Annotated in this window: 22 protein-coding genes; 13 read left to right on the forward strand and 9 right to left on the reverse strand. The window is 47.1% G+C overall.

The window, feature by feature from the left end; all coding sequences use genetic code 11:
• The first annotated feature begins 1 nt into the window (after window position 1).
• From Q7C_RS05295 to Q7C_RS05340, 10 genes are all read left to right on the forward strand, one after another.
• Complete coding sequence (locus Q7C_RS05295; RefSeq protein ID WP_014703685.1) at window positions 2–433, forward strand: DUF1841 family protein; 432 nt, start codon at window positions 2–4, stop codon at window positions 431–433.
• A gap of 39 nt (window positions 434–472) precedes the next feature.
• Window positions 473–1,480, forward strand: coding sequence for a zinc-binding alcohol dehydrogenase family protein (locus Q7C_RS05300; protein ID WP_014703686.1), 1,008 nt, complete (start codon window positions 473–475; stop codon window positions 1,478–1,480).
• A gap of 59 nt (window positions 1,481–1,539) precedes the next feature.
• Window positions 1,540–2,028 carry a c-type cytochrome gene (locus Q7C_RS05305; protein WP_014703687.1) on the forward strand — a complete coding sequence of 163 codons (489 nt, stop codon included), beginning with the start codon at window positions 1,540–1,542 and terminating at the stop codon, window positions 2,026–2,028.
• A gap of 101 nt (window positions 2,029–2,129) precedes the next feature.
• Complete coding sequence (locus tag Q7C_RS05310) at window positions 2,130–4,949, forward strand: monovalent cation/H+ antiporter subunit A (protein ID WP_014703688.1); 2,820 nt, start codon at window positions 2,130–2,132, stop codon at window positions 4,947–4,949.
• Entirely contained in the window at window positions 4,949–5,329 is a 381-nt protein-coding gene (locus Q7C_RS05315) for a Na+/H+ antiporter subunit C (RefSeq protein ID WP_014703689.1), read from the forward strand. The genes Q7C_RS05310 and Q7C_RS05315 overlap by 1 nt, the downstream gene beginning before the upstream one ends.
• Window positions 5,326–6,852: a monovalent cation/H+ antiporter subunit D gene (locus Q7C_RS05320; RefSeq protein ID WP_014703690.1), complete on the forward strand. Its 1,527-nt coding sequence runs from the start codon at window positions 5,326–5,328 to the stop codon at window positions 6,850–6,852. The genes Q7C_RS05315 and Q7C_RS05320 overlap by 4 nt, the downstream gene beginning before the upstream one ends.
• Window positions 6,849–7,346 (forward strand): Na+/H+ antiporter subunit E, encoded by a 498-nt coding sequence (locus Q7C_RS05325; RefSeq protein WP_041366566.1) that lies wholly within the window; start codon window positions 6,849–6,851, stop codon window positions 7,344–7,346. The genes Q7C_RS05320 and Q7C_RS05325 overlap by 4 nt, the downstream gene beginning before the upstream one ends.
• Window positions 7,340–7,609: a K+/H+ antiporter subunit F gene (locus Q7C_RS05330; protein WP_014703692.1), complete on the forward strand. Its 270-nt coding sequence runs from the start codon at window positions 7,340–7,342 to the stop codon at window positions 7,607–7,609. The genes Q7C_RS05325 and Q7C_RS05330 overlap by 7 nt, the downstream gene beginning before the upstream one ends.
• A 2-nt stretch (window positions 7,610–7,611) precedes the next feature.
• Window positions 7,612–7,935 carry a Na+/H+ antiporter subunit G gene (locus tag Q7C_RS05335; RefSeq protein ID WP_014703693.1) on the forward strand — a complete coding sequence of 108 codons (324 nt, stop codon included), beginning with the start codon at window positions 7,612–7,614 and terminating at the stop codon, window positions 7,933–7,935.
• Window positions 7,932–8,396 carry a YaiI/YqxD family protein gene (locus tag Q7C_RS05340; RefSeq protein ID WP_014703694.1) on the forward strand — a complete coding sequence of 155 codons (465 nt, stop codon included), beginning with the start codon at window positions 7,932–7,934 and terminating at the stop codon, window positions 8,394–8,396. Before Q7C_RS05335 ends, Q7C_RS05340 begins: the two co-directional genes overlap by 4 nt.
• Window positions 8,397–8,711: 315 nt before the next feature.
• Here Q7C_RS05340 and Q7C_RS05345 read toward each other — a convergent pair whose 3' ends face one another.
• From Q7C_RS05345 to Q7C_RS05355, 3 genes are read right to left on the reverse strand one after another with little or no spacing between them, the layout of a single operon-like run.
• On the reverse strand, window positions 8,712–9,260 hold the full coding sequence (locus Q7C_RS05345; protein ID WP_014703695.1) for a YcnI family protein: 549 nt from the start codon (window positions 9,258–9,260) through the stop codon (window positions 8,712–8,714).
• An 11-nt stretch (window positions 9,261–9,271) separates the two neighbouring features.
• On the reverse strand, window positions 9,272–11,284 hold the full coding sequence (rep, locus tag Q7C_RS05350) for a DNA helicase Rep (RefSeq protein ID WP_014703696.1): 2,013 nt from the start codon (window positions 11,282–11,284) through the stop codon (window positions 9,272–9,274).
• A gap of 4 nt (window positions 11,285–11,288) precedes the next feature.
• Window positions 11,289–12,791, reverse strand: coding sequence for a YifB family Mg chelatase-like AAA ATPase (locus Q7C_RS05355; RefSeq protein WP_014703697.1), 1,503 nt, complete (start codon window positions 12,789–12,791; stop codon window positions 11,289–11,291).
• Between the two features lie 184 nt (window positions 12,792–12,975).
• On the opposite strand from Q7C_RS05355, the gene Q7C_RS05360 reads away from it, so the two are divergent.
• Window positions 12,976–14,139: a DUF481 domain-containing protein gene (locus Q7C_RS05360; protein WP_014703698.1), complete on the forward strand. Its 1,164-nt coding sequence runs from the start codon at window positions 12,976–12,978 to the stop codon at window positions 14,137–14,139.
• 291 nt (window positions 14,140–14,430) lie between these two features.
• On the opposite strand, the gene ppnP is transcribed toward Q7C_RS05360, so the two are convergent.
• The 3 genes from ppnP to ubiK are packed head-to-tail and all read right to left on the reverse strand — an operon-like array spanning window position 14,431 to window position 15,776.
• Window positions 14,431–14,745, reverse strand: coding sequence for a pyrimidine/purine nucleoside phosphorylase (gene ppnP, locus Q7C_RS05365; protein ID WP_014703699.1), 315 nt, complete (start codon window positions 14,743–14,745; stop codon window positions 14,431–14,433).
• Between the two features lie 55 nt (window positions 14,746–14,800).
• Window positions 14,801–15,499 (reverse strand): hypothetical protein, encoded by a 699-nt coding sequence (locus Q7C_RS05370; protein WP_014703700.1) that lies wholly within the window; start codon window positions 15,497–15,499, stop codon window positions 14,801–14,803.
• Window positions 15,500–15,521: 22 nt separating this feature from the next.
• Window positions 15,522–15,776, reverse strand: a complete 255-nt coding sequence (ubiK, locus tag Q7C_RS05375; RefSeq protein WP_014703701.1) for a ubiquinone biosynthesis accessory factor UbiK — start codon at window positions 15,774–15,776, stop codon at window positions 15,522–15,524.
• A 124-nt stretch (window positions 15,777–15,900) separates the two neighbouring features.
• Here ubiK and Q7C_RS13295 point away from each other — a divergent pair, with 124 nt between their 5' ends.
• Complete coding sequence (locus Q7C_RS13295) at window positions 15,901–16,326, forward strand: Z-ring associated ZapG family protein (protein WP_014703702.1); 426 nt, start codon at window positions 15,901–15,903, stop codon at window positions 16,324–16,326.
• Window position 16,327: 1 nt separating this feature from the next.
• Here Q7C_RS13295 and Q7C_RS05385 read toward each other — a convergent pair whose 3' ends face one another.
• From Q7C_RS05385 to Q7C_RS05395, 3 genes are all read right to left on the reverse strand, one after another.
• Window positions 16,328–17,782, reverse strand: a complete 1,455-nt coding sequence (locus tag Q7C_RS05385) for a helicase HerA-like domain-containing protein (RefSeq protein ID WP_014703703.1) — start codon at window positions 17,780–17,782, stop codon at window positions 16,328–16,330.
• A 102-nt stretch (window positions 17,783–17,884) separates the two neighbouring features.
• Window positions 17,885–18,820, reverse strand: coding sequence for a hypothetical protein (locus tag Q7C_RS05390; RefSeq protein ID WP_014703704.1), 936 nt, complete (start codon window positions 18,818–18,820; stop codon window positions 17,885–17,887).
• A gap of 97 nt (window positions 18,821–18,917) precedes the next feature.
• Complete coding sequence (locus Q7C_RS05395; protein ID WP_014703705.1) at window positions 18,918–19,745, reverse strand: class I SAM-dependent methyltransferase; 828 nt, start codon at window positions 19,743–19,745, stop codon at window positions 18,918–18,920.
• 132 nt (window positions 19,746–19,877) lie between these two features.
• Between Q7C_RS05395 and Q7C_RS05400 the strand changes: the two genes are divergently transcribed.
• Window positions 19,878–20,288 carry a DUF6746 family protein gene (locus Q7C_RS05400; protein ID WP_014703706.1) on the forward strand — a complete coding sequence of 137 codons (411 nt, stop codon included), beginning with the start codon at window positions 19,878–19,880 and terminating at the stop codon, window positions 20,286–20,288.
• Window positions 20,289–20,314: the final 26 nt, after the last annotated feature.

Below are 20,314 nucleotides of genomic sequence, written 5' to 3' on the forward strand. Positions count from 1 at the left end.
CATGTTTGGACAAGATCGTGACAGCTTGCGCCGTTATTACCATGATGTTTGGCATAAATGGCAACATCAGCAACCGCTCACTATGCTAGAGCAACAAATTGCAGTGGTGATTCAAGAGCATCCTGAATACCATTCGACACTGTCGCATAAGCAATCTGTCCAGCAAAACTATTTTGTGGAAAGTGGTGACAATAATCCTTACCTGCATTTAGGTCTTCATCTTGCGATACGGGAGCAAGTGGCAACAGATCGCCCGGCAGGTATTCGTCATGTTTATCAAAAACTTTTAGCACAACATCAAGGCAATCAACTCGATACTGAACATCAAATGATGGACTGTCTTGCTGAGTGTATTTGGCAAAGTCAGCGCTCCAATCAGTCTCCTGACGAGACGGCCTATCTGGCAGCCCTACAGACGTGCTGCCATGACTAAAAATTCTGTCTAAATTAAATTCAGTGAGGTTTTCCTGTTATGCAGGCACTACAATTTACTCATGCAGCTGGCCCTGCCCAGCTTATTTGTCAAGAGGATGCCACACCTAGCGGTTTTGATTTATGGGTCGCGGTCAACGCGGTCGGGGTCAACCCGGTCGATAAAAAAATACAATCCACAATCACCGATACACCCAAAATATTAGGTTGGGATGCCTGCGCAACGGTTGTCGCGGTAGGCGAAAAAGTCAGCGATTTTCAACCTGGTGATCGGGTTTTTTATGCCGGTGATCTGACACGGCCAGGCTGCTTTGCCAGTCACCAGTTAGTGGACAGTCGGTTAGTTGCACATGCGCCGCAGCAACTCACTGAGTTGCAGACAGCCAGTTTACCGCTTATCAGCTTGACCGCATGGGAATTGCTGTTTAATCGCTTGAAAATCAGTCTGCAAAAGGATCGTGGCAAAACCTTGTTAATTATCGGTGGTGCGGGTGGGGTGGGTTCTATGCTGATTCAACTCGCAAAACAACTTGCCGGATTACAGGTTATTGCATCAACGGGAAGCGAACAATCCACGCATTGGTGTCAGCAACTGGGGGCTGACCATACGGTTAGCCATCACGGATCTTTGTCAAAAAACTATGAAGATGCTCAGTTGCCAGCCCCGGATTACATTATTTGCCTTGCTAACAGTGATGACTACTATCCGGTGATGGCGGCGCTTATCAAGCCACAAGGTTTAATCGGTTTAGCGGTCAGTTTTCACCACCCTGTTGATTTGAATTTGCTAAAAAATAAAAGCGCCGGATTGGTCTGGGAGTTTATGTTTACCCGTTCCTTATTCAACACAGCAGATATGGAACAACAGAAACGGATATTGCAACGCATCGCAGAACTGATTGATGCCGAGACACTAATCCACCCTGTTGGCCGGGAGTTCGACCAGCTGTCTGCCAGCACATTGCAACAGGCGCATGACCTCCTAAATCAAGGTAATCAACAGGGCAAAATTGTTTTGGGTCCCTTGGCTGGTGGCGACGGCAAATGAATGGCGTCATGAGGCTGTTCACCGTATAATCTCAGCCGTCAGCTTGTCAGAGGTCTAAAATGAAAAAAAATACATCATCAAAATTTTTTGTAGGCAGTCTGGTTGTTTTCGTTGTCTTGTATGCGGTTGTTCAATTTGTTTTGAGCAATATGTTGGCATTGGGTGAAAATGTGACACCGCCACCGAGTATGGACGATGACGCTATCACCGAACGGATTGCCCCTGTTGCTCAGGAACGTGTTGGTGAAGAGCCCATTGTGGTTGCCGCAGCACCAGCAGAGTCTGACGCCGCGGCAGGCGGCGAAAGTGGTCCCGGTATGGATGTTTACAATAGTGTCTGTATGGCATGCCATGCTGCCGGTGTTTTGGAAGCCCCAAAACTGGGTAGTGCTGATGATTGGGCACCACGTATCGAAAAAGGTATAGACACGCTCTACGACCATGCTATTAATGGCTTTAACATGATGCCAGCAAAAGGCGGTAACGGCGCGTTATCAGATGATGACGTAAAAGCAGCCGTAGATTATATGGTTGCAGAATCGCAATAAATATTGCGCTTAGCTAACATAAATGCCTGTCCGAAACGTAAAACGGACGGGCATTTATTTTGTCTTCACATTTTTGAACGACCAGGGAACCCAGCCTGTTCATGAATTTGCTTAACTTTAACCTGCCAGTCATTGCTCTGCTCCCTTTTATGGCGGCGCCATTGGCAGCCTATTGCGGTCGTTATCATCGCTTAGCACCGGCCTGGGTTTCCGGGATAACAACATTACTTGCATTGGCCTTGCTCTGGCCGGTTCAGTCCGCTGTGTTTAGCGGACAAACGCTGATTCAGAGCTGGTCCTGGTTACCCGCCATCGGTCTGTCTTTTTCCTTTCGTCTTGACGGGCTGGCAATGCTATTCAGCTTGCTTATTCTGCTGATCGGCTTATTAATCATTTTCTATGCCCGTTATTACCTGACGGCGAAAGATTCCACCAGCCGGTTTTATGCTTATCTATTGATGTTTATGGGCTCCATGTTAGGCATTGTGTTGTCCGAGAACATCTTGCTGCTGGTTGTTTTCTGGGAGCTTACGTCATTAACGTCGTTTTTGCTGATTAGTTTCTGGCAGTATCGGCAGGATGCCAGACAAGGGGCAAGGATGGCGCTCACCATCACTGGTGCTGGTGGTTTAGCCTTGCTAGCCGCCATGCTGTTGATTGGTCATATCGCTGGCAGTTATCAGTTGACAGACGTACTGGCCGCCGCTGAGACCATCAAAGCCGATCCATTATTTGTACCCGCATTAATCCTTTTTTTACTCGGTGTGTTCACCAAATCTGCACAGTTCCCATTTCACTTCTGGTTACCGCATGCCATGGCGGCTCCGACGCCCGTTTCAGCCTACCTGCACTCGGCAACGATGGTCAAAGCAGGCATTTTTCTATTAGCCCGATTTTTCCCCGTCTTTTCTGGGACGCCCGAATGGATATGGCTGGTCGGCGGTGCTGGCATGATGACATTATTGCTTGGTGCCTATGTGGCATTGTTCAAACATGATCTCAAAGGATTACTGGCCTATTCGACCCTCAGTCATCTGGGTCTAATTACGCTGCTTTTCGGTTTCAGCAGTGAGATGGCGTTAGTTGCGGCCCTATTTCATATCATTAACCATGCGACTTTCAAGGGCTCTTTATTCATGGTTGCGGGCATCATTGATCATGAGTCTGGCACTCGGGATATGCGCAAACTGAATGGCTTGTTTCGGATGATGCCACATACCGCTGTATTGGCCATGATCGCAGCAGCAGCAATGGCTGGTGTCCCCTTGCTCAATGGTTTCATCAGTAAAGAGATGTTTTTTGAACAAGCCCTGTCCGCATCCGGGGGCGATTGGACAGCATGGATTGTCCCGCTTCTAGTTACATTGGCAGCCGTCTTCTCGGTCGCGTATTCATTACGGTTTATTCATGATGTCTTTTTCAATGGTCAACCGATTGATCTGCCAAAAACACCCCATGAACCACCGCGCTTCATGAAAATTCCAGTGGATATTCTGGTCGTGCTCTGTCTGGTTGTCGGTATCGCTCCCATGCTGTTACTTGGGCCAATTTTAAGTGTCGCTGCTGCCAGCAGTCTGCAAGCCACTGCCCCCGCCTTCAGCTTGGCAATTTGGCATGGTGTGAATTTGCCCTTGATGATGAGCTTTATTGCTCTGCTGTTGGGCGTTCTGGTCTACACACAACGCCACAAACTGTTTGCTTGGCACGAAGCGACCCTGTTAAGAATAGAGGGGAAAAATCTGTTTGACTGGGTAATGCGCAAGCTGATTCGTATGGCCCGTCAGGTTACCGCTGCTTTTGACCGTAGTGCACTGCAACCTGCCGCATCGTGGTTAATCGCGGCAGCCCTGTTTATGGGCTTTATGGGATTTGCCCAGTTTCCAGCGCCACTTCTGGGTGACAGGGAATTGATGGCGGCGAATGTTGTAACCATTTTGTTAACGCTGATCTTGATTGCTGCCAGCCTGCTAACGGCTATCCTGCATCATCAGCGACTGCTGTCACTGATAACCGTTGGGGTTGTGGGTCTGCTGGTTGCCTTAAGTTTCGTTCTGTTCTCCGCACCCGATCTGGCGCTGACGCAACTCTCGGTTGAGGTTGTCACCATTGTCTTACTGCTACTGGCATTATTTTTCCTGCCTCAGCATACTCCGCAAGAGCGCAGTTTTGCCCGTTACAGTCGGGATGGGTTAATTTCAATTTTTTCCGGTTTAGCGGTATTTTTTCTCACCATGGCGGTTTTAAGCCGTGACTATCAACCCATTTCACAATTTTTTCTGGACAACGCCAAACCAGGTGGTGGTGGCACTAATGTGGTTAACGTCATTCTGGTTGACTTTCGTGGCTTTGATACCTTGGGTGAAGTTGTGGTTCTGGCACTGGCCGGTTTAGGGGTGTATGCCATGTTGCAAGGACTGCGCCTGACTGCGCCTGGTCATGATATTGCGGGTATTCCCTGGAGTCATGACCCGCATCCACCGATTATGCAAACTTTGACTCGACTGTTGTTTCCGCTGATGCTGATGGTGGCAGTATTTATTTTTCTGCGCGGTCACAATCTGCCCGGTGGTGGGTTTATCGCCGGACTCATTGCTTCTGTCGCTTTGATCTCTCAATATCTGGCAAATGGGATCGACTGGACCAACACGCGTCTGCGCGCCAATATGCATCACATTATCGGGGCGGGTTTGTTAATCGCATTCGTGACGGGATTTGTGCCAGTTTTACTGGACTTTCCCTTCCTGACCACGGCCTTCACCTATTTGCACTGGCCAATCGTTGGCACATTCGAAATTGCCAGTGCGATTGCCTTTGACTTGGGCGTGTTTTTGGTCGTTGTCGGTAGTGCTGTGATGATTCTGGTTGAACTGGGCAAGCTCAGTCACGCCGCTCACTTTATACAAACAAAGGAAGCTGACTGATGGAGTGGCTCATCGCCGCCATGATTGCTGTCATGACCAGCAGTGGTGTTTTTCTGGTGTTACGGGCACGCACTTTTCCTGTCGTGCTTGGACTGACATTACTGGCTTATGCTGTGAATGTGTTTCTGTTCGCGATGGGGCGGTTACAGATTGGCACGCCACCCGTAATCGATAAATCAGCTCTCGCCTATACCGATCCGTTACCACAGGCACTGGTACTCACGGCTATTGTTATTGCTTTTGGAATGACAGCCTTTCTTATTGTGTTGGCACTCAAATCACGCAGTGAATTAGGCAATGACCATGTGGATGGGGTGCATAAATCTGTTGACGAACGTGAAGCCAGCCGGCAGCAGGCTGACATGGGAGAACATCCATGAGTCAGTTCGCCAGTTTTCCGGTATTACTCCCCTTGTTCAGTGGCATTCTACTATTGCTGCTCCCTCAACGTAGTGTTGCTCTACAACGTGCTGTTAGTCTGCTATTAACCGTTATTTTGCTGGGTATGAGTGTGTCTGCCTTTCAGTTGGTGCTGAACGGTGATTACCATGTTATTTTGCTGGGTGACTGGTCTGCCCCTTTCGGGATTGTCATGGTGCTGGACAGTCTCTCGGCGTTAATGCTTGTAGTGACTGCAACACTGGCAGTGGCCGCGTTGTGGTACGCCATCGCCAGCAATACCGATCAGCAAGGCAAGTATTTTCATGTGTTATTTCAGCTGCAGTTATTCGGGCTGAACGGCGCATTCATGACTGGTGATTTGTTCAATTTATTCGTCTTCTTTGAGGTGCTGCTATTAGCCTCTTATGGATTGCTGCTTCATGGTGGTGGTCGGCTAAGAACGCGTGCAGGACTCCATTATGTTGTCCTCAATCTGATTGGCTCAACACTGTTCTTGTTTGCCGTCGGCACGTTGTACGGCATGCTCGGCACCTTGAACATTGCCGATATGGCGATTGCCGTTCAGGCCGTTGATGCTGAAGATCGCGGTATTGTCAGCGCTGCCGCGTTGATGTTGTTACTTGTGTTTGGCATTAAAGCGGCCATTTTTCCAGTATATTTATGGTTGCCGGGTGCTTATACCTACACCACAGCCCCGGTTGCAGCGTTGTTCGCCATTATGACTAAAGTCGGTTTGTACGCCATGATCCGGGTCCATGGCACCTTATTTAGTGAAGATGCTGGCATGCTGGCATTCATTCATCATGACTGGCTACTGGCTCTGGGACTGCTTACACTTTTGTTGGGTGCGTTTGGCGTGCTGGCGGCACGGATTTTCAGACAACAAGTGGCTTATCTTGTTCTGGCCTCAGTGGCCACCTTGATGGTCGCGATTGGCCTTACCAACGAAACCGCCTTATCCGCTGGTTTATATTATCTGATTCACTCAACGCTGATTGGCGCCGCTCTGTTCTTACTGGCCGATGTTATTCGACTGGCACGGGGGCATCATGCTGATACTTTTACCAAAGCGACGCCCTTAGCTCAGCCTGTTTTGGTAGGTAGTGTCTTCATGCTTCTAGCTGTCGCGGTAGCTGGCATGCCACCATTATCCGGTTTTTTTGGTAAGTTAATGTTATTGCATGCGGCGCTGGCACATCATTGGTATACCGCCATTGCGACAATCATCTTAACTTCGGGACTGATTATGATTGTGGCCTTAGTGCGAACCGGTTCGCTGTTTTTTTACAGTGTTCAGTCACAACCAGACAAACCGGCACCGGCGTTAAATAAACCTGCCTTTGCCGCGATTATTGGTCTGCTGCTGGTGAGTCCGGCAATGGTTTTGCTGGCCCAACCCTTGACCACACTGACCACGACAATTGCCACCCAAACAGGCAACCATCAGGCCTATATTAATGCAGTCATGCGTCAGCCGGAAAAAGCGGCGGTCATGCCATGATCTGGTCGCGTCTTTTCCCACACCCGGTGTTAACGATACTGTTATGGCTAATCTGGCTGCTACTAAATAATACAGCTAGTGCCGGGCACATGGTATTAGGGGCAATGCTGGCTGTCTTTATTCCGTGGTTTACTTCTGCTTTCTGGCCAGAAAAAATCATCATTAAGCAGCCATGGCGCTTAATCCAATATATCGCTGTTGTTCTCTGGGAAATTCTCGCTGCCAACGTGATTGTTGCCAAGTTAATTTTGAGAAGTGCGGATAAATTACAACCGGGATTTGTGCGTTATCCTCTACAGTTGCGATCGCCGGTTGGTATCAGTTTGCTAGCAAACACTATCTCACTCACACCTGGCACAGTCAGCTGTGATTTAAGTGAGGATGGTCAATTTTTACTTATTCATGCTTTGCATATGACCGACCCAGACAAAACGATCGCCGAAATTAAACAAAAATTCGAACAGCCTTTGCAGGAGATTTTTGTCGCATGTTAACAAACGCTATTCTGGTCGCATTTGCTCTGGTTGGTCTTGCTGTTTTGCTCAGTTTTATTCGTTTAATCAAAGGCCCGGACATGCCGGACCGAATTTTGGCATTGGACACTTTATATATAAATGCTATCGCTTTGCTTATTCTGCTAGGTATCTATCTAAGAAGCCCGTTGTATTTTGAGGCAGCTTTATTGATTGCCGTCATGGGCTTTATGGGAACATTGGCATTGAGCAAATATCTGCTTCGTGGCGACATTATGGAATAACCATGCTTGATATTCTTTTAGCCTTGTTAATCCTTTTGGGAAGCTTCTTTACATTAGTGGGCAGTATCGGCTTATTTAAACTGCCTGATTTTTATATGCGACTTCATGGTCCAACCAAAGCCAGTACATTGGGTGTCGGTGCCATACTGGTTGCTTCAGCCATTTATTTTAGTACACAAACAGGCCATCTTAGCTTGCACGAAATCTTGGTGACCCTGTTTTTGTTTATTACGGCGCCTGTCAGCGCTCATTTGATGGCTAAAGCTGCTATCCATATTAAAGTCAGGCAGATAAAACGGACACGTCAAACAGACGCCACAAAATGAACCAGGCTCAAATTTGGGTAGATGCGGATGCCTGTCCAACAGTTATCCGAGATATTTTGTATCGCGCAGCAGGTCGAACCCAAACGCAAACGACTTTTATTGCCAACCATTTTTTGCGTTTGCCGCCTTCGGATTTTGTGGATTTTATTCAAGTTCAATCAGGTTTTGATATTGCGGATAACGAAATTGTCCAACGCCTCTCCGCTGGCGATTTAGTGATTACAGCAGATATTCCCCTTGCTGCTGAAGCTATCCAAAAAGGCGCCGTTGCGCTGAATCCTCGTGGCGAATATCACACGAAAGCCACCATTCAGGCGAGATTAACCATGAGAGACTTTATGGAGACTATGCGGAGTAGCGGAGAAATGATCAAAGGCCCACCGGCCTTGTCACAAAAAGACAGGCAAACATTTGCTAACCATCTTGATCGCTGGTTGCTAAACAACATCAACCGCAAATAACAAACTGATGAAACATCGCCGAGTGGCTAACACGTCACGCCTACCGTACATCGCGCCCTTAAGTCATCTCAATTCACGTGACACTGCCTACCGTTAGATTAAGCTCATTTTCAGCACCAAGACGGCAGCTAGTGCTAACCGATCGACCACCACTTCCACACCCTCTATCGTTATAACCGTTTCATTTGCCAACAACAGCAAGGTAATTCCGATTGCAACACTCGTTAACGCGGCTAATATAAATCCGAGTAATTTACCGAAGTTAAAGAGACAAAAATTGCACTAATTCACCCAAGTAAGGGTTATGGAAAAAAATTAGTGGTGATGATGTCCCTGCCCATCAATTACGGTCACTAATGGTGCAGGATAATTTAATGTCGATGATTGAAGTTTAGCGTTTTTATGCTTTTCCGACTCAGGCTGCTGTTCAGGTGTTTGATTCCACTGTAATTCGCCCAAAACGCATTGTTGGTGAACTGGAAAATAAAGTTTACTTGTTGCTCCAACCGCTACAAGTCCAATGAATTCAAACTCATCAAAATGCTCATCTTTAAGCTCATTGCCATACCAAGTAATTTTATGCACATCATTTGTCACTGTTTTCCCATGTGACTCATAGGGCATGGCTAAGGGGTACTTTACAACATCAATCTGCCAACCTGCTTTTGGCATTGGTTTTGCGCCACGAAAACCAGGTGGAATCGTGATCGTAACTTTAGTTGTCGCCGAACCATCACAGCCATGGCCAATCGTCATCACACCTTTAAAATATTGCCCACTCTCTGCTTGCTGCGGCGAAATCACTGCGTGTGCCTGAGCTAGACCCGGCATTAACATCAGCCCCAATAATCCTTGTCTAATCATGCTCTATTCTCCTATTTTAATATGTCTCGAATATTGGATAAATGGGCTTTGCCGCGCAGTTTTCGCTCTTCCGGATCTGCTTGTGTTTTTTCGGTCATCCAAATCAGATCTTCTGCTGGCAACTCTCGCAAAAAACGACTTTCTTCACAGTCAACACGTTCTCCATAACGTTTTCGACTGTTCGCAAGCGTCATGACCAGACTGCGCTGGGCACGGGTTATGCCAACATAAGTCAATCTACGCTCTTCTTCAATCGTATCGGATTCAATACTATTGCGATGAGGTAGAATTTCTTCTTCCATACCAACCATAAAAACATGCGGGAATTCCAGCCCTTTCGCAGCATGCAGTGTCATTAAATGCACCGCATCAGCCTGGTTCTCGTCTTCTTGGCGATCTAACATATCCATTAATGTCAGCCGCGCCGCAATGTCGCCAATGGTTTTCTCTTCCATATCCTGTGTGATCATCCGCTCGATCCAACTGACAAGCTCCGTCACGTTTTCCATGCGACGTTCCGCTTTACGGGGATCACCGCTGGTTTCTTCCAGCCAGGCCTGATAGTCAATTTCTTCTACCAGATCTTTTACCGCTTCAAGCAAATTCCCGCGTTTAGCCCGGTCGGCAATATCAACCAACCATTCACTGAATTTCTGTAAATTCTGAACCGACTTAACAGGTAGGTTTTCTGCCAAACCTAACTCAAAACAAGCCCCAAACAGGCTGGTTTGGCGCTTACCCGCATATTCACCCAGCGCCTGCAGTGTTGAGGTGCCAATTCCCCGACGTGGCGTATTGATGACACGCAGAAATGCATTATCGTCATCCTGATTGGCCAATAACCGCAGATAAGCCATGATGTCTTTGACTTCGACCCGGGAAAAAAACGAGGTACCGCCAGTCAAAAAATATGGCACATTGTGTTCACGTAATACCTTTTCTAAAGAACGTGACTGATGGTTGCTACGATACAAAATGGCATAATCACGAAACGATGCCTGATGTTTGAGTTTGTGATAAAGCAACTCGGAAACGACTTTTTCAGATTCATGCTCATCATCTTTACAACCAATAACCCGAATTGGATCCCCCTCGCCCATGGCACTCCACAGGGCTTTTTCAAACACGTGTGGATTATGACTAATCAAATGATTCGCTACCCGCAAAATCCGTCCCATTGAACGATAGTTTTGCTCAAGCTTAATCAGTTTGAGTCGCGGAAAATCGGTTTGTAATTGGGATAAGTTTTCCGGCCGTGCGCCGCGCCATGAATAGACTGATTGATCATCATCACCAACAACGGTCAGCTTCTCTCGAATACCAACCAATTGCTTGACCAGTTCATACTGGCAACCATTTGTGTCTTGATACTCATCAACTAACAAATAATGAATGCGGGCCTGCCATTTTTGTAAGGTTTCGCGATATCCACGAAACAATAAAACAGGTTGCAAAATCAGATCATCAAAATCCAGCGCATTATAAGCTTTAAGTGCCTGAACATAGCGTGGATAAACTTGTGCAGCAAACTGTTGCTGCGCACCATCGGCAATCGTGGCGGCTTGCTCTGGCGAAATCAGCTGATTTTTCCATTCCGAAATTTGGCTTTGTACCTGCTGCGCGTGATCACTATCCGCAGCGAAGTCCCGCCCCATTAAATCACGCAAAACCGCTAAGGTATCCAAGGCATCAAAAATCGAAAACCCCGGCCGATAGCCCAGTGTTGTGGCTTCTTTGCGCAAGATGTTAAGGCCCAGAGTGTGGAATGTTGAAACCATCAAGCCACGCGTAGACACGGCGCTATTAGCCATCAGTTCTGCGACTCGACTCTTCATCTCTCGCGCAGCCTTGTTGGTAAAAGTAACCGCAGCAATATGACTTGCTTTGATTTCACATTTTTCGATGAGATAAGCAATCTTTCGCGTGATGACACGAGTTTTGCCACTACCTGCACCAGCAAGAACTAATAACGGTCCGTCAATGTAACGCACAGCTTCCTGCTGCTGCGGATTTAAGTCATTCACTAATTCAAGAAACCGTATCCAATCGCCGATAGCCAATCGCTTCGGTCAGGTGTGTTGTCAAAATAGCATCGCTGTCAGCCAGATCGGCAATGGTTCGCGCCACTTTAATGATTCGATGATAGGCACGTGCTGATAGTCCAAGTTTAGCAATCGCTTGTTCCAATAATGCTGCGTCGGCATCACTTAATCGGCAAAATTCTGCCATTTTATTTTGAGTCAGACGCGCATTTATTTGCCCGCCGCGTGCGAGCTGATGTGCTCTCGCGGCAATGACGCGCTGGCGAATTCGCTCACTAGGCTCAGGCATTGGCTCATCATCTGCCAGACGCAATAATCGATGCTCGACTGGCGGCACTTCCAATAAAATATCTAACCTATCCAGCAAAGGGCCGGAGATTTTAGCACGGTATCGACGTACCTGCTCAGCGCTACAATGACATCGGGACTGACCAAGATAACCACAGGGACACGGATTCATCGCGGCAACCAGTTGAAATTCGGCGGGAAATTCCGCTTGATTGGCGGCTCTGGACACCATAATGACTCCGGACTCGATGGGTTCTCGTAATACTTCCAGTACCCGCCGATCAAACTCGGGTAACTCATCTAGAAATAATACGCCTTGATGTGCCAAAGATATCTCGCCAGGTTTTGGCTGACTGCCACCCCCAACCAAGGCAACGCCTGAGGCGGTATGATGCGGTGAACGAAATGGACGCTGACGCCAGCGACCAACCTCAAAACCGTTTCCGGTGATGGATTGAATGGCTGCACTAGCCAAGGCTTCAGCGTCTGTCATGGGGGGTAAAATCCCCGGCAGCCGAGTAGCCAACATGGTTTTTCCTGTCCCCGGTGGTCCACAAAATAACAAGCTGTGTCCCCCCGCCGCGGCGATTTCCAATGCGCGACGTGCGCCGGGTTGTCCACGCACATCGCGCATGTCGGCGTAATCCGGCTCAACCTGAGACTGAATCACGTCATTTTCTGGCAAGCTTTGCTGACCATGTAAAAAAGCACACACAGACAACAGATCAGCGGCCACATAACTTTTGGCCTGTTGCGTCAGAGCCGCTTCTGCCACATTGGCTGCCGGTAATAACAATTCTCGTCCCGCCTTTGCCGTTGCCAACAACGTCGGCAAAACGCCTCTGACTGGCCTTAACTCGCCGGTCAAACTTAACTCACCGATGAACTCTATTGCCAACAGTCGTTCGTCAGGGATTTGCCCAGATGCAGCGAGAATACCGAGTGCAATCGGTAAATCAAACCGTCCGCCCTCTTTTGGTAAATCCGCTGGTGCGAGATTGATAGTGATGCGCTGTTGGGGAAATTGAAACCGACCATTAATAATCGCCGATCTCACCCTATCGCGACTTTCCCGAACGGCGGTTTCTGGCATACCGACAATCGATAGCGAGGGCAAACCGTTTGATAAATGTACCTCGATAGTCACTGGCGGTGCATCAATGCCTGCCAGCGCCCGACTATGTATTGTTGCAAGCGTCATAACCTGTCCTTGGTAAAAGCCTGTCGACACAGTGTAACCAAAAAAAGGAAAAAATAACTGAATTGGATATCTTGGGAATCTGCCATAAATCACAATTCGGAGCGGGTTTTGTTTTGGAGCAAAATGCGCATCATGTTAGAATCAGTTGCAAGCAACCTTTTTAAAATCAATGTTCGGAGTAACTATGTTAAAGCGCCGTATGCGTCCGCTTGCCTTGCTGTTGTCTGCTGTTTTTAGCAGCCAAGTCTTTGCCGACCAAGTTGTATTAAATGATGGAAGCCAGCTCAATGGTACAATCCAGCAAATTGCAGATGGCAAACTCATCCTGGATACCGCGTTTGCAGATGAAGTGACAATTGATTTCAGTAAGGTGACCAAGCTAACCACGGATAAGCCTTACATGATTCAGCTTGAGAGTAGTGACCGTATTGTCGGACAGATTGCGACAAACGCCAATGGACAGCATCAACTGACAGGTACCGCCTTTGGTGACGTTCCGCTTGACCCTGCCAATATTGAAACCCTGTGGCCAGCCGGAACAAATAAACCACAACTGTCGGCACTTGAAGCCGAGTATGAAGCAAAGCTCGCTGATGCCGAAGCCACCAAACAAGCAGAAGTTGATCAAATTCAGCAATCTTATGAAACTCAACTGCAGCAAGTGCGTGAGGAAAATACCGCACTGAAAGATCCTTGGCGCGGCAATCTTGCGATTGGTGTTCAAGGAGCGAAAGGAAATACCGAGCGCTTTGCAGCAACCGGACGCGGTGAATTGTTCCGTGAAACCGAAGCCGAGCGAATGGCGATGTATATGGAAATTAATTACGCTAAGGAAGACGGCGAACAAACTGAAAATGAGAAACTGGCCGGTATTTCACTAGAACGCGACATTAGCGAAAACTACTTCGCCCGGGGGAGTGCCGACTTCGAGATTGATGATTTTGAAGAGCTAGACCTGCGTGCTATTGCCACAGCCAGTATTGGTCGATTCTTCATTCGGGAGGAAGACTTAGTATTTAAAGGCTTCGCCGGTTTGGGTTATCGTTTTGAAAGTTATAGTGATGGCACCAACGAAAAGGACCCAACCGGGGTACTCGGGTATGACGTCAATTATAAGATGAACAGTCGATTACGACTGTTTCATGACTTAACGTATTACCCGTCGTTTAGCAGCCCGGGACAGAATTATCTGGTTGTGACAAACTTTGGTGGCGAAATGCCAATCACGGAAAGCGAAGCTTGGAAAGTTCGTGCATCATTGCGCAGCCAATATAACAGTCAACCAGCTATCGATGCTGAAAAAACAGACACCAGCTACCGTCTGAATTTAGTTTACGACTGGGATTAATCAGCCTTAGCTCTTAGCTGGCAACCAGGTCATGCGTTGTTGAATGTATGATGAATTCATGCTTTGCAGACAGCAAAAACTAATGCGAACCTTGCCTGACTCTCATCGGGTAAGGTTCGTTTCCTTCTAAAATACGGCCACGTATTACGTCATTTTCCGGGAAACTCCCGCTACCTCGATCAGTAATAAAACCAGCATGCCATTCCCGCTTGGCTAAGACGCGGTCAGATACAAAAAAGCCGTCAGCGTTTCGAACCGACGGCTTTTCAGAAACCTGGCTTCAGATTTTGTCTAATCCAGATAACTACAGCAATAATCCACCAGTGCTGAGATTTCAATATCAAATTCGGCATTAGCTGGAACATTAAACGACTGTCCGGCAACAATTTCATGCCAGGTCGTTTCACCTTGGAGACGGTAACGTAACTGGCCCGCTAAAATTTCCATCAGCTCGGCTTTTTCGGTACCGAAAGTGTAATTGCCCGGCATCATGATACCAAGTGTTTTATAACTGCCGTCCGAAAACGTTACTTTTCGGCTGGTCACTTTGCCATCAAAATAAATATTCGCTTCACGGGTAACCGTGACATTATCAAACGCAGACATAACAAAATTTCCTGTTAGAGACTTAAACTTGTAATAAATCGAGAAAGCGCCGGCGTTATCTATAATCCTGCATATTTCTAAATCCTTTTGGCACGTCGTACTGATACAACGTCTCAGTCCGTGTCTCCGTCCAGGTAGCTCCATTTCGGTCTACATAGTGAATCGTGTCGTCCTCAACACGCACAGCATAATGCACATAAGCACTGCTCGACTCCGGCCCACGGAAAATAAAGCCGCGATCAACCTGCAGGACAACATTACGATCTACATTATGCGAGTAGGTACCATAGCCAGGGTTGACCTGCCAGGAATAGTAGTCATAACGCGTTCCCCCATCTTTATATTCCACAGAGCGAATATGCTTTGTACCACCACGCTCGGCCTCTTCAAACCAATAGCCATCTAACTGCTCAGGACGAATGTTTGGTGCCGGAGTAAAGTGGAATTTATTTCTTTGGTAACTCACGGACTGGTTATCCCAGTCCACTTTTGCCTCAATCGTTTTCCCCTCTGTGGTTGGGGTTAGCAAAAGAACATCATTATCCTGCAAACTCAGCTCATAGACTTGCTCACGGCCCCAATCTGTACTGCTGGTAAAGGTGGCTTTATCACCTGAGATGGCCAGTGCCCCCCGGCCAGAGTTATCCACCCATTGCCCGGAAAGCGCTGATAAATCCTGTTTTGCCATTACCCCAAAAGCCGATAATAAAGAAACCGCGCCAACCACGGCTGATAACAATTTAGTTTTCATCATAATACTGTTCCAAATAGCTAATTTACTGATTCGAAGATGTCTGTTGTTCTAGTTCTGCGACACGCTTTTCAAGTGCTTCCAACTTTTCCCGTGTTCTTAATAGCACTTGAGATTGCACGTCAAACTCTTCTCTAGTCACCAAATCAAGTTTGTTAAATGTTGCCGTGAGGCCAGCACGAATATTTTTTTCTGCTTCTTCGCGCATTTGTAATATACCTGGCGGTAATGACTTGGTGACAGTGTCTACCAATTCATCAATTTTTTTTGAATCAATCATGTGCTCTCTCCCAATTTCGAGCTATTGTACGGCAAAAGCGATTAGACTCAATGCTCACCCTAAAGTTTGCTGAGAGAGATAGGTCAGGCTATGCTGTTATCTGACTTTATACTCAGGAAGCACTATGTCCGCGATTGAAATCACCGCTGTTGTTATTGCCCTTATCCTTGTCGGCATAATTAGCTTTTTTGCTGGCCGACGCATGAATATCGATACCCGTGATCTTGTTCGTCAATTGAACGAAGAGCACGAACAGCAATTATCTAAAAAACAGGCAGAACTTGATGCTTATCGCGACAAAGTCCACGCACATTTTGATAAAACGGCAGGGTTATTTGTCAACATGGCTGGCTCTTACAAAGATTTATTCGATCATTTATCCGCAGGTTACGATCAATTAGGCGAACTCGGTATCGATAAAAAATTGCCAGATCGAGCTGGCGCCTTGCTTGATGGTCCCGAAGCCGATGCACAACCAACGCAAACTCAGTCAGGTATGCCAGAATATAAAAATATGAATGCCACAGCCGGCGGTAGCAAAGACGATTAGGTCATTTTTTACCGAGTAACGATCCCAACAAACCGCGTAATAAACGCCGCCCAACCTGACTGCCCAAAGCACGCATCGCGCTTTTGGTAAAAGCTTCAAAAGCGGTATCACCGCGTCGGGTCCGTTTTGCCGCCTTTTTGACGGTTTCAGACTCAGCTTCCAAGGCTTTTTTCTGCATCGCTTCGGTTCGTTCAGAGAGCAACTCGTACGCTGACTCACGATCAACCACCTTCTCGTAGACACCGGCAACCAGTGACGTTTTTAGTAGTTGTTGTCGTTGTGATGCTTCAATCGGCCCAATTTGCCCTTTGGGTGGTTTGATCAGCGTGCGCTGTACCATTTGCGGCCGTCCTTTCTCGTCAAGCATAGATACCAGGGCTTCCCCCACGCCCAGCTGCGTTAAAACATCAATGCTGGAAAAAGCCGGATTATCGAAAAAGGTTTCTGCTGCAGCTTTGATTGCTTTCTGATCTTTAGCGGTATAGGCACGTAATGCGTGCTGGATACGGTTACCCAGTTGACCAAGCACACTTTCAGGAATATCCGTGGGATTTTGTGTAACAAAATACACGCCCACCCCTTTTGACCGAATCAAACGTACCACTTGTTCAATTTTATCCAGCAGCGCTTTCGGTGCATCATCAAAAATCAGGTGCGCCTCATCAAAAAACAAGACAATTTTTGGCTTTTCAGGATCGCCGACTTCGGGTAATTGTTCGAATAGCTCCGCCAAGAGCCATAATAGAAACGTGCTGTATAACTGCGGTGACTGCATCAGTTTGTCAGCAGCCAACAGATTAATCATACCGCGTCCATTTGCATCGGTTTGCATCAAATCGTCCAGATTGAGGACCGGTTCGGCAAAAAGTTTATCCGCACCCTGCTCTTCCAATACCAGCAACCGTCGTTGGATCGCTCCGACACTGGCTGCCGAAATATTACCGTACAGTGTTTGAAACTCAGCCGCATTCTCAGCCACATACTGCAGCATCGCCCGTAAATCCTTCAAATCCAGCACCAGCCAGCCATTATCATCAGCTACCCGGAAAACCAGGGTCAGGACGCCCTGTTGCGTATCATTTAATTGCATGAGGCGAGATAACAACAGCGGCCCCATGTCTGATATGGTTGTTCTAACTGGATGCCCTTGCTCACCAAACACATCCCAGAAACTGGTACTAAACCCCATAAATTGGAAATGATCCAATTGCATGGCGGTAACACGTTCCGCAATTTTAGGATGACTTTTGCCTGGTTGGCTGATGCCTGATAAATCGCCTTTAATATCGGCGGCAAAGACGGGCACGCCAATTTCGCTAAACCCTTCCGCCAAGCCCTGCAACGTCACTGTTTTACCGGTACCTGTTGCGCCGGCAACCAGACCATGACGGTTAGCCATTGTCGGTAACAAATACACCGGCGACTCAGCCAGTCCCATAAAAATTGGTGCAGCCATGAGCAGTCTCTTTAATTAATTTCAAAAAATGTTGTGTGAACTGACTAAGTATTAAAGCACGGAAGTCAGTTTAACTGAACGATCTCAGGCCAACGGCAATACTCAATGGGTTGTATTCGCTTCGTTATCCATAGCTTGCTTCATGCTGGTATTCACCGAATGCAGACCCACCGCCATAGCAAGCGCTAATAGTCCAGCCATTAACACCGTTGCCGCTGAAGCGCCAAGATATTCAAACCATTGGGTATAAAAGTGAATACCGCCAAAGACCACCACCGTATTAAAAACCCAGCGACGATTACGCCGCCATGCCCAAATTGCGGTGAGCATGATCGCCATTGCCCACAACCCGCTAAATACGCCGGCCGGAATGATTATTTCACTTTCTGCGCGCTCGCCCCATAAGGAGCCAATCCAAAAACCAAAATTCACTAAAAACACACTGGTTCTTGCTGAAACAATAGCGAGATTTTCATAGTCTGTGGTGAGCTTTTTGGAGCATAGATACAAACCTATCGCCAGAGCACTGAACAGTAAAATGGTCAACGTTGGTTCCTGAATGACCAAAAAGTAGCTGGCATGGTAATACCCCGTTCTCGCACCGATACTGGCGGATAACATCAATGTGCCTAACACGGCAAGCAAACTGCTTTTGGCAAAAATGCTAATTAAGGCAAGTAAACCAGTCACCGCCAAAATAGCAACCAGTGAACCATTAAACGCAGCAAGCAACCCGCCGCCGGCCATTAAAACGCCAACCAACATGCATATATTGGCCAGTAAGCGCCATTGTTCCTGGCCTGAACGCAATAACACCAGCCCAGAAATTAACGTCAATAGTCCAATGATTAATGCCGCCTGAACGGTTGGCATCATCGCCAAAGCCGCGCTACTGACCGCAATCACACCAAAACCAATCAATACATTAAAGGCCAATGCCCCTGTCGACGCTGCCGCCAAACGGTATAATTTCTGGTATTCCGCCTCGCTTATTTGCCCATCCCTTAGCAACTGTTCCAAATCCAGCGTGACTTTCATGATGCCTCCCTGTTTAGTTATAGGCTGGTTATGTCACGAAAAATTGGCGAAAGCAAGCGGTTACAATTGGCCAGACTTACTGTCAGCACCAATGTATTTACGGTTGAGGCGATTGACTGTTTATTCTGACAATTGTCGGCGTTATGTTTTTCAGTAAAGGCATCGTAGAAAACAGCAAAAAAAGCCATTTAACAAAACCTCTCGGAAAGGTGGAATAACCCAAGTCTGTAATGTCATGCGGTGCTGTAAACCAGTGGTTGAGCCTGCGAACAATGCTGTTCCTGTTGATACCCCATGGCATTTTGGGCGTCTGATAAGTTTCGGTTTTTTTCCAGCCTTGCTGCGACAGCGTCTTCTTCGCTATCCACTCTGGAATCGTGTCGAACATTAAGCACCAATCATCAAAAGCCTGTTCTATATCCTGCAACAGCAACTTGACTTCCTGTTCAGGGAAATACATAAACAGGCCTTGGGCGGTAATAAACACCAGTTTATTTTTTGGTACAAAATCAAACCAGCTACGATCAAGCGCAGAAACCGCAATATGCCGATAACGTGCATCGGGTTTAATAAACTGCTCCCTTATCGCTATCGCTTCCGGCAAATCGACACTCAACCAAGTTACTTGTTTCGCTTGGATTCTGAAACGCTGCGTTTCCAGCCCTTCACCAAGGTTAACCACGGTTGCATCGGGATATTGCGCCAGAAAAGCCCTGATTTGCCGATCAAAATCCAGTGATCTAATGGCATGCGATGCTTCTGCTTCGCCAAATTTTTTTACATAGTCATAGTCGATACTTCGATAAATCTTGACTGCCATGTCATCTTCAATAACGGCATCGTCACGCATCGCTTCAACAGCACGATTATGCAAAGTCCAAAGCATCGTTTCCGGCACGGCTTTCAGATTTGGTTTGATTGTCATCCCTTGCTCCCTGCTTACGTCAGATTTGATAAATTGCCGGCATCTACCCAACTCGGTGACTACCGTTTTATTCAACGCTAATATAGAATGATTCTCAAATGCATTTCACTTTTAATCATTTCAGGAATGACCATGAATCAATTTGCCTCCTATACTTTTTCCGCTTTCATTGCCTTGTTTTTAACACTCACCGCCCCTGCTGCGCTCGCCGACGAACAACCGATTCAGCACCGCCAAGTCGCTGACATAACCGACTTCGACGAAGCCAAGCAAGTCTTCAACGAGACCACGGCTGAAATCAAAAGCATCAACACACTGAATGCCGAAACGATGCATGAAATTCACATGATCACGTATTCGTTGGAAAAAGCGATTGCCTATTTCGTTGAAAATATGCAAGGCGCTCAGCAAAAATCCGCAGAAAAAATGGCTGCTGTGGTTGAACTGGTTCACCTAGGGTCAGAAAATAATCGCAAAGTTGAAACTGAAATCTACTTAGAAGAATATTTTTCTCTTGCTGAAGATTTTGCCGCCAAAATGTAATTTTCAATGATAAGCGTCAACAGTTA

The sequence above is a fragment of the Methylophaga frappieri genome (genome assembly GCF_000260965.1).
Classification (GTDB): domain Bacteria; phylum Pseudomonadota; class Gammaproteobacteria; order Nitrosococcales; family Methylophagaceae; genus Methylophaga; species Methylophaga frappieri.

What these genes read in the sequence shown, in the direction of transcription:
- Q7C_RS05295 (WP_014703685.1), top strand. Translation starts at nt 2, where the DNA reads ATGTTTGGACAAGATCGTGACAGCTTGCGCCGTTATTACCATGATGTT.
- Q7C_RS05300 (WP_014703686.1), top strand. Translation starts at nt 473, where the DNA reads ATGCAGGCACTACAATTTACTCATGCAGCTGGCCCTGCCCAGCTTATT.
- Q7C_RS05305 (WP_014703687.1), top strand. Translation starts at nt 1,540, where the DNA reads ATGAAAAAAAATACATCATCAAAATTTTTTGTAGGCAGTCTGGTTGTT.
- Q7C_RS05310 (WP_014703688.1), top strand. Translation starts at nt 2,130, where the DNA reads ATGAATTTGCTTAACTTTAACCTGCCAGTCATTGCTCTGCTCCCTTTT.
- Q7C_RS05315 (WP_014703689.1), top strand. Translation starts at nt 4,949, where the DNA reads ATGGAGTGGCTCATCGCCGCCATGATTGCTGTCATGACCAGCAGTGGT.
- Q7C_RS05320 (WP_014703690.1), top strand. Translation starts at nt 5,326, where the DNA reads ATGAGTCAGTTCGCCAGTTTTCCGGTATTACTCCCCTTGTTCAGTGGC.
- Q7C_RS05325 (WP_041366566.1), top strand. Translation starts at nt 6,849, where the DNA reads ATGATCTGGTCGCGTCTTTTCCCACACCCGGTGTTAACGATACTGTTA.
- Q7C_RS05330 (WP_014703692.1), top strand. Translation starts at nt 7,340, where the DNA reads ATGTTAACAAACGCTATTCTGGTCGCATTTGCTCTGGTTGGTCTTGCT.
- Q7C_RS05335 (WP_014703693.1), top strand. Translation starts at nt 7,612, where the DNA reads ATGCTTGATATTCTTTTAGCCTTGTTAATCCTTTTGGGAAGCTTCTTT.
- Q7C_RS05340 (WP_014703694.1), top strand. Translation starts at nt 7,932, where the DNA reads ATGAACCAGGCTCAAATTTGGGTAGATGCGGATGCCTGTCCAACAGTT.
- Q7C_RS05345 (WP_014703695.1), bottom strand. Translation starts at nt 9,260, where the DNA reads ATGATTAGACAAGGATTATTGGGGCTGATGTTAATGCCGGGTCTAGCT.
- Q7C_RS05355 (WP_014703697.1), bottom strand. Translation starts at nt 12,791, where the DNA reads ATGACGCTTGCAACAATACATAGTCGGGCGCTGGCAGGCATTGATGCA.
- Q7C_RS05360 (WP_014703698.1), top strand. Translation starts at nt 12,976, where the DNA reads ATGTTAAAGCGCCGTATGCGTCCGCTTGCCTTGCTGTTGTCTGCTGTT.
- ppnP (WP_014703699.1), bottom strand. Translation starts at nt 14,745, where the DNA reads ATGTCTGCGTTTGATAATGTCACGGTTACCCGTGAAGCGAATATTTAT.
- Q7C_RS05370 (WP_014703700.1), bottom strand. Translation starts at nt 15,499, where the DNA reads ATGATGAAAACTAAATTGTTATCAGCCGTGGTTGGCGCGGTTTCTTTA.
- ubiK (WP_014703701.1), bottom strand. Translation starts at nt 15,776, where the DNA reads ATGATTGATTCAAAAAAAATTGATGAATTGGTAGACACTGTCACCAAG.
- Q7C_RS13295 (WP_014703702.1), top strand. Translation starts at nt 15,901, where the DNA reads ATGTCCGCGATTGAAATCACCGCTGTTGTTATTGCCCTTATCCTTGTC.
- Q7C_RS05385 (WP_014703703.1), bottom strand. Translation starts at nt 17,782, where the DNA reads ATGGCTGCACCAATTTTTATGGGACTGGCTGAGTCGCCGGTGTATTTG.
- Q7C_RS05390 (WP_014703704.1), bottom strand. Translation starts at nt 18,820, where the DNA reads ATGAAAGTCACGCTGGATTTGGAACAGTTGCTAAGGGATGGGCAAATA.
- Q7C_RS05395 (WP_014703705.1), bottom strand. Translation starts at nt 19,745, where the DNA reads ATGACAATCAAACCAAATCTGAAAGCCGTGCCGGAAACGATGCTTTGG.
- Q7C_RS05400 (WP_014703706.1), top strand. Translation starts at nt 19,878, where the DNA reads ATGAATCAATTTGCCTCCTATACTTTTTCCGCTTTCATTGCCTTGTTT.